Consider the following 1,420-nt stretch of genomic DNA (forward strand, 5'->3'; position numbering starts at 1 on the left):
CAGGGCCACGGCGAGGTATCGGTAACAGCCTGAGCGTCCCTTTCGTGGCGTGACTGTTCGGGGGCTGTAAGAGGGGTCTGGAGACTCGTCTGAGGACGAGAACAGGCACGACCTTCGAGATCATGAGGTTCTCGACGCCTAATGATCACCAGAGAAGAACGTGCCTGTCCTGTCATCATCGCCGATCAGTGCTGCCCTTGGCCAACTGGCCGAACACGGGCCGGTGGCTGCCTCCGCTGCCGACTGCCTCAGCCTTCTGGAATGCTTCCAACGCCTGCCCGACCCCCGCGATCCGCGTGGCGTTCGCCATGCGCTGGCGTCGTTACTGGCCGGTGCCGCAGCTGCCGTGCTCGCCGGCGCGCGCTCGTTCACCGCGATCGGTGAGTGGATCGCTGATGCCCCCGCCCAGGTGCTGGCCGTCCTCGGCGTCCGGCGAGATCCGCTGAGCCGGGCATGGCAGCCGCCGGACGAGTCAACCGTGCGGCGTCTGTTCGAGCAGCTCGATACCGACGCCCTGGATGAGGCGGTGTGCTCCTGGCTGGCCGGACGAGCCGCTACGGCCGGCACCTCTGCGGACGGCCCGGCTCGTGCGCGTCGCCGGGCCGTGGCCGTCGACGGCAAGGCACTGCGCGGTGCACGCAACCGCGGCGGTGAGCCGGTGCATCTGCTGGCCGCCTTCGACCACGGCAGCGGTCTGGTGCTCGCGCAGACCGACGTGGACGGAAAGACCAACGAGATCACCCGCTTCCAGCCCTTGCTGGAGCGTCTCGACCTGGACGATCGCGTGGTCACCGCCGATGCCCTGCACACCCAGCGCGAGCACGCCACCTTCCTCATCGAGCAGAAACGGGCGCACTACGTGCTGATCGTCAAGAAGAACCAGCCCACTCTGTATGCGCAGGTCAAACGGCTGTCCTGGAAACAGATTCCCGTACAGCACCGCGAACGTGACCGCGGGCACGGACGTGAAGAACGCCGCACGCTCAAAGTCGTCACCGTCAAGGCCGGACTGCTGTTCCCCCACGCCGTCCAGGCGATGCAGATCAAGCGACAGGTCAGGAACAGCAGTGCGGGCAGGTGGCGGACCGTGACCGTCTACGCGATCACGGATCTGCCCGCCTGGCAGGCCCCTCCCGCCGACGTGGCTGCCTGGATCCGTGGCCACTGGAGCATCGAGAACCGGCTGCATTACGTCCGCGACGTCACCTACACCGAAGACCACAGTCAGGTCCGCACCGGCAACGCACCCCGCGCCATGGCCACCCTGCGCAACCTCGCCATCGGAGCCCTACGCCTGAACGGCGCCGACAACATCGCCCAAGCCATCCGCTACATCTCCCGCGACGCCACCCGCGCTCTCACCGTCCTCAACCTCGCATGATCGAGAAACGGGACAAAACCCCACTACGCCGGAGCCCTG

Annotated in this window: 1 protein-coding gene; it reads left to right on the top strand. The window is 67.0% G+C overall.

Annotated features, from left to right (window positions below; genetic code table 11):
* The first annotated feature begins 223 nt into the window (after positions 1–223).
* Positions 224–1,381: an ISAs1 family transposase gene (locus tag ACTWPT_RS59940; RefSeq protein ID WP_443186467.1), complete on the top strand. Its 1,158-nt coding sequence runs from the start codon at positions 224–226 to the stop codon at positions 1,379–1,381.
* The last annotated feature ends 39 nt before the right edge of the window (positions 1,382–1,420 follow it).

It is taken from the genome of Nonomuraea sp. 3N208, from assembly GCF_052245935.1.
Taxonomy (GTDB): Bacteria; Actinomycetota; Actinomycetes; order Streptosporangiales; family Streptosporangiaceae; genus Nonomuraea.